Annotated in this window: 7 protein-coding genes; all 7 read left to right on the top strand. The window is 59.3% G+C overall.

The features are described 5' to 3' along the window. Window positions 1–457 precede the first annotated feature (457 nt). On the top strand, window positions 458–703 hold the full coding sequence (locus tag QCE79_RS38800; RefSeq protein WP_309854387.1) for an AlpA family phage regulatory protein: 246 nt from the start codon (window positions 458–460) through the stop codon (window positions 701–703). A gap of 10 nt (window positions 704–713) precedes the next feature. Further along, window positions 714–965, top strand: a complete 252-nt coding sequence (locus tag QCE79_RS38805) for a hypothetical protein (RefSeq protein WP_309854389.1) — start codon at window positions 714–716, stop codon at window positions 963–965. After that, complete coding sequence (locus tag QCE79_RS38810; protein ID WP_309854391.1) at window positions 958–1386, top strand: hypothetical protein; 429 nt, start codon at window positions 958–960, stop codon at window positions 1384–1386. Before QCE79_RS38805 ends, QCE79_RS38810 begins: the two co-directional genes overlap by 8 nt. After that, entirely contained in the window at window positions 1379–1612 is a 234-nt protein-coding gene (locus QCE79_RS38815) for a hypothetical protein (protein WP_309854393.1), read from the top strand. Before QCE79_RS38810 ends, QCE79_RS38815 begins: the two co-directional genes overlap by 8 nt. After that, window positions 1609–1839 carry a transcriptional coactivator p15/PC4 family protein gene (locus QCE79_RS38820; RefSeq protein WP_309854395.1) on the top strand — a complete coding sequence of 77 codons (231 nt, stop codon included), beginning with the start codon at window positions 1609–1611 and terminating at the stop codon, window positions 1837–1839. The genes QCE79_RS38815 and QCE79_RS38820 overlap by 4 nt, the downstream gene beginning before the upstream one ends. A 131-nt stretch (window positions 1840–1970) precedes the next feature. Continuing rightward, entirely contained in the window at window positions 1971–2282 is a 312-nt protein-coding gene (locus QCE79_RS38825) for a hypothetical protein (protein ID WP_309854398.1), read from the top strand. Continuing rightward, a partial coding sequence (locus QCE79_RS38830) for a DUF927 domain-containing protein (RefSeq protein WP_309854401.1) occupies window positions 2279–4666 on the top strand: 2388 nt, incomplete at its 3' end. The genes QCE79_RS38825 and QCE79_RS38830, both read left to right, overlap by 4 nt.

Below are 4666 nucleotides of genomic sequence, written 5' to 3' on the forward strand. Positions count from 1 at the left end.
CGCGACCTTAGATATCTCGGATGTGAGAGCTTTGAACCGGGGATTTGGGTGCTGAGAGCGCTGCAACGGCAGACAAAAAGAGCTGGCCCGAAGGCCAGCGAATACACCTTTCGAAGGAGACTGCACCGCAATAATAGCTATGCGATGCGGTCAGCGCCATCTGACCGGTCTGAAAAATACTTGCACGAACGTCGGAGAACTCCGTATACTTCTCACGTGGCCGAAACAGAGGTCACCCGGATTGGAGTCCGGAAGCGTTCTCTGGCGGACACACCGCCAACTGGCGGTTTTTTTACGTCCGCTGCCTTGCGCACGCCTTCAATGGTCGGGCCTTGGTGGGGGAGCGTTCGCGCTCGCCGGTTTCCAGAGACGCCGGTACTCCAATCCTGCCTTGTGCCTGGCCACCCCAATTGGAGTTGGGAGGGTCGGGATTTTACTACCGTCTCTGGAGTCCGCAATGCGTGCTAATCCCTCCGCTCGTCCTGAGCAATCACAGCAGTCTGTTGCCCCCACCACGACCTTAATCAAGCTGCCTCGTGTGCTTGAGAAAACCGGTCTGAGCCGTACGGCCGTCTACACCGAGGCATCGTTCCCGAAGTCCATCAAGATTTCCTCTCGTGCTGTTGCATGGATCGAGCAGGAAGTCGACGACTGGATCGCGGCACGAATCGCGGCGAGTCGCTCTGCCAACGAAACCGAGTGAGGGCGCGACGATGACTGCAAATATCCTCGCTCGTTCTGAGCAAACCCAAATCCCCGTTTTCGTCGTTCAAATCGACATCATCAATGGCGCGTTGCGTGAAGCGGCGCTTGCCGCAACTGCGAATGATGCGCTGGACATCACCGGAAATGCGCTGCGTCAGCTGGTGGACATTGCTCGGGCGAGCAGTGGCGAAAAATCCCCGTATTTCGGGTATTTGACCTGTCCCGCAACCGGAGATGATGCAGAGGTGCGTCATGACTAACACCACAGAAGCGATCGTTCGTCGACACACGACGGCCGCAGGCTTGATTGATTTCTTCTTCGAGCGCTTCGATACCGCCCATGCGTCGGACAGTGAATTGGAATATCTCGCGGGCTTCACAGGCACCGTTGCGGACATGGCTGAATCGCTCTCTACGTTGACCGCGGGCATCGGTATGTTGGTGAGCGCGGATTGTCGATCGGAGAACAAGCACCTTCGCGTCGAAGCTTTGCAGGGCAAAGATGAGCCGCTGTTGCTCTTTCATATCGCGGCCGAGATCGAGCTGATGGCTCGCATTGCGGAAGTAGCAGCCGATTCAAATTGCAACCTGCAACGACGGTTCATTGACCGTCTCAAGGTTGAGCGCTCTCGTCGTGGATTTAGCGATGAGTACTCCTCACATGATGTAAGCCATGGCTAAGAACAGTGAAATGCCGGCGAAGGTGCAACAGATCCACGACACCTTGCAGATGCTGCTGATCGCTATCAGCCATCTTCCTATCAGCGACGGCCACCCGATTTATGGAGTCATCTGCTTGTTGATCGATCAGGCTCAGGAGGTGGCAAACAAGCTGTCCGATCCAGCGTATGCGGGTGATGACGCGCGTTTCGAGAAGCACGCAGGCGGTTCGAAGGAGGACGTATGAGTACGGTCGATCAGGACAAGATGGTGATGGAGGTTCAGAAGAACGCGACGCAACGCGTTCGTATCTCGCATCGCTGGTACAAGGGCCGTCAGTACGTTGATGTTCGTCTGGTGGTTGTCGATATGGCGGGTGAGTTCGTGCCGACTCGGCAGGGCATCATGCTTCGCCCGGAATTGCTTGCGCAGGTCATTCAGGGCCTAACGCTGGCCGCGCGGGAGGTTGTATGAAAAACAGAAAGAACATGGGTAAGAGAACGGTCATTCTGCGTAGCGCCCAAGAAATTTGGGACGAGCGCTGTCGAAAGCAAGCTTCCACTAGCGGCGCGGAACGGCGCATAAACGAGAACTACGAGCTGGGTATGCCCATCGCTGAGGGCGAGTATGCAAGCCCGACGCAATGTGTGCTGATGTGCGGTTTCCTCGTGTTTCAAGCGAAGAAGGTTGATGACGAAGTGCGCCAGTTCGCACGCCGCGTGCTCGATGTTGTATTTGCCGCAGCCGCCGAGAACGGATTTCGCAACAGCGATCTGCTTGAAACCATGATGTCCAAGCGTGAACCATCGCCGCGCATGCGCGTTCTCGCGGAGCAGGCGACGGCGGCGATCGGCGACAACCTTGCTTTCGCTCGCGTGGTTGCACGGGCAGGTGTCATTGCGGGAGGCAAGCAATGAGCACTGTCTTTGACCATCATCAGCGCATCCTCGAAGCACTGTCATACATCCCGCCGGACTGTGATCGAGACGTATGGTTTCGAGTTGCTGCTGCGTTGAAACACGGAGAAGGGGAAGCAGCGTTCGAGACCTTCGACACCTGGAGTAAGGCGAGCCCGAATTACTCGGCCGCTGACACGCGCGACACGTGGCGCTCGATCCGTCCCGACGCCGGAATCACGATCGCGACGCTGTTCGCGATCGCCAAGAAGTACGGCTACAACACGCGTTCGAAAGTCGGTGCGGTTGTTGATCCGAAGGAGGTCGAGCGTCGTCGTGCCGAGCGCGACGCCCGTGTTGCGCAGGACGCGCAGAAACGCGAGGTGAAACGCAAGCATGCAGCATCGCTTGCGCTTGCCATCGTCGAGAAGGCCGGGTCTGCACGCGATGATCATCCGTATCTGTTGCGCAAGGGTGTAAGTGCTGTTGACACGCTGCGCGAAATGGATGCCGCGAAGCTTCAGAGGCTGATCGGCTACCGTCCACAGTGCGGCGGCTCGCACCTCGAAGGCCGGATTCTGATCGCGCCGGTGACGATCAGCGGCGCGATCACGACAGTCGAGATGATCGATGAGTCGGGGCGCAAGTCCGCCTTGGCGAACGGCGAGAAAGCGGGCGGCTGTTGGTTCGCGTGCGCCCTGCCCGAGAAGTCCGAGCGCATCCTCATTGCTGAAGGTGTCGCCACGGCGCTGTCGGCTCACCTGTGTACGGGTGATGCGGCTGTGGCGGCGCTCTCGGCAGGCAACCTCATGAAGGTTGCTCAGGCAATGCGCGCGGCTCATCCCGACGCCGAAATCACCGTGCTGGCTGATCTCGGCAACGGGCAACAGAAGGCAGTTGATGCGGCGCGCTCGGTAGGTGGCGCCGTCGCTGTTCCCGACTTCGGAGATACGCGTGCAGATAACGAAACCGACTTCAACGACATGCACACGCGCTTTGGCGCGGACGCAGTCGCCGCGCAAATCGAGAAAGCTGCAAAGCCCGATGGTGACGAGCAACGCGATAAGGGCTGTGTGCCACGCGGCTTCTCAATAACGAAGGAAGGTGTGTTCTATACAGACGATGACGGCATGCCGCATTGGATGTGCTCACCGCTTCATGTGCGTGCCTTGGTTCGGGATCGGGCTTCGGAGAATTGGGGGCGACTGCTGGAGTGGACGGACGCCGATGACCATCCTCACGTGTGGGCCATGCCAATGGAGATGTTGCGCTCGGACGGCGCGGACATGCGCGGCGAACTCGCTCGACTCGGACTGGACATCGCGCCAAGCAATCGAGCGCGCAACAAGCTCACGGAGTATGTGACAACCGCCAAACCAAAAGCGCGGGGGCGGTGCGTCACTCGCACGGGCTGGCATAGCGGCGCTTTCGTGTTCCCGGACAAGACCATCGGAAACGCGTCCGAACGTGTCATCTTTCAATCGGAGGCAATTATGCGTGCATATTCACAGGCCGGAACGTTAGACGACTGGAAGCGCGACGTCGCTTCGTATTGCTCGGGCAACTCCCGCATGCTGGTCGCGGTCTCGACGGCATTTGCCGGGATGATGCTCGCGTATTCGGGTCAGGAGTCGGGCGGCCTGAATTTCGTTGGCGACTCGTCGACAGGTAAAACGACGGCGCTTCGAGCCGCGTGCAGTGTCTACGGCGGACCCGAGTACATGCAGAGGTGGCGTGCAACCTCGAACGGGCTTGAGGGTTTGGCCGCCCTACACAACGACACGCTGCTCGTGCTTGATGAACTCGCGCAGGTCGATCCTCGGGAGGCGGGTGAGATCGCCTACATGCTGGCAAACGGCAGCGGCAAGGCACGAGCGGGGCGAACCGGCTCGGCGCGGGCGCGGCAATCGTGGCGGCTGCTGTTTCTGTCGGCAGGCGAGATCGGCCTCTCACAGCACATGCAGGCAGGTGGGAAGAAGGCCAAGGCGGGCCAAGAGGTGCGCTTGGTAGAAATTCCGGCTGACGCGGGTCGTGGCTTCGGCTTGTTCGAGACGCTGCACGAGCAAGTCGGCGGCGCGCAGCTCTCGACGCTGATCAACGAAGGTTGCAAGCGTAGCTACGGCGTTGCCGCCATCGAGATGCTCAATGCTATTGCCAATGAGCCGGAGGTGATCGAGCAGTACCTGCGTCAGGAGACGGCCAAGTTCCTCGCCGAGCATCTGCCAGCAGACGCCAGCGGACAAGCCCACCGTGTTTGCGAACGGCTTGCACTCATTGGTTTGGCGGGCGAATACGCGACGAATCGGGGTATTACTGGATGGCAAGACGGCGAGGCGCAATCAGCCGCAGCTTATTGCTTTAAAGCGTGGTTGAGCAATCGCGGCGGCGCGGGGAATCACGAACAT

This window comes from Caballeronia sp. LZ003 (assembly GCF_031451465.1).
Classification (GTDB): Bacteria; Pseudomonadota; Gammaproteobacteria; order Burkholderiales; family Burkholderiaceae; genus Caballeronia.

Bases quoted from the DNA above. Each gene is read 5' to 3' on its own strand.
- QCE79_RS38800 (WP_309854387.1), top strand. From the start codon at position 458: ATGCGTGCTAATCCCTCCGCTCGTCCTGAGCAATCACAGCAGTCTGTT.
- QCE79_RS38805 (WP_309854389.1), top strand. From the start codon at position 714: ATGACTGCAAATATCCTCGCTCGTTCTGAGCAAACCCAAATCCCCGTT.
- QCE79_RS38810 (WP_309854391.1), top strand. From the start codon at position 958: ATGACTAACACCACAGAAGCGATCGTTCGTCGACACACGACGGCCGCA.
- QCE79_RS38815 (WP_309854393.1), top strand. From the start codon at position 1,379: ATGGCTAAGAACAGTGAAATGCCGGCGAAGGTGCAACAGATCCACGAC.
- QCE79_RS38820 (WP_309854395.1), top strand. From the start codon at position 1,609: ATGAGTACGGTCGATCAGGACAAGATGGTGATGGAGGTTCAGAAGAAC.
- QCE79_RS38825 (WP_309854398.1), top strand. From the start codon at position 1,971: ATGCCCATCGCTGAGGGCGAGTATGCAAGCCCGACGCAATGTGTGCTG.